1 protein-coding gene is annotated in these 871 nt (G+C 68.8%); it reads right to left on the bottom strand.

What is annotated here, in order from left to right; all coding sequences use genetic code 11:
• Positions 1–861 (bottom strand): condensation domain-containing protein (locus ABD901_RS58740; protein ID WP_345145114.1); only part of this gene is annotated, 861 nt, incomplete at its 3' end.
• Positions 862–871 lie beyond the last annotated feature (10 nt).

The following is an 871-nucleotide window of genomic DNA, read 5'->3' on the forward strand; positions in this document are numbered from 1 at the left end:
ACCCGGATCCAACGCCAGATACGCGCCACCCGCCCGCCACACCCCGAGCACCGCCACCACCAGATCGACACCACGCTCAACCGCCACACCGACCACCGACTCGGCACCCACACCAGCCGAACGCAACCACCCCGCCAGACGACCCGCCCGATCCCACAACTCGCCATACGTCAGCGAAACCTCGCCGGCCTGCACCGCCACCGCAGACGGATCCGACTCCACCCAGCCGGCGATCAGCTCGTGCACACCGCCGACGCCCTCCCAGGTCACCGGAGCAGGGGTCGCGAACTCCGGCGGCGACACCAGCGCCAAACCCGACAACGCCGCACCCGGAGCCGCCGCCACCGCGGCCAACACCGACTGCAGATGGCCGATCAGACGGCGGATCGTCGCCTCGTCGAACAAAGCCGTCGCGAACTCGAGCTCGGCCAGCAATCCGAACGGCTTCTCGCTGATGACCAACGTCAGGTCGTAGAGAGCCGGCGTGTCGGTCGTGTCGCGGGAGATGGTCGGCAGGTCGCCGGCGCGGTCGTCGGCGCTGAGGTAGTTGAACAACACCTGGAACAGCGGCGTGCGCGACCGGTCCCGGCCCACGTCCAGCGCGTCAACCAACTGCTCGAACGGGAGATCCTGGTGGGCGTACGCGGCCAGGGTCCGCGACCGGACGCGGCCCAGCAGCTCCGCGAACGTCGGGTCGCCGGACAGATCGGTGCGCAGCACGAGCGTGTTGACGAAGAACCCGATCAGGCCCTCGATCTCGGCCCGGTTCCGGTTCGCGATCGGCGTACCCACCACGACGTCGTCCTGGCCCGAGTACCGATGCAGCAGCACCGTGAACGCACCCAGCAACGTCATGAACATCGACACACCC

The organism is Dactylosporangium darangshiense, from assembly GCF_039537565.1.
In the GTDB taxonomy this organism is placed as follows: Bacteria; Actinomycetota; Actinomycetes; order Mycobacteriales; family Micromonosporaceae; genus Dactylosporangium; species Dactylosporangium darangshiense.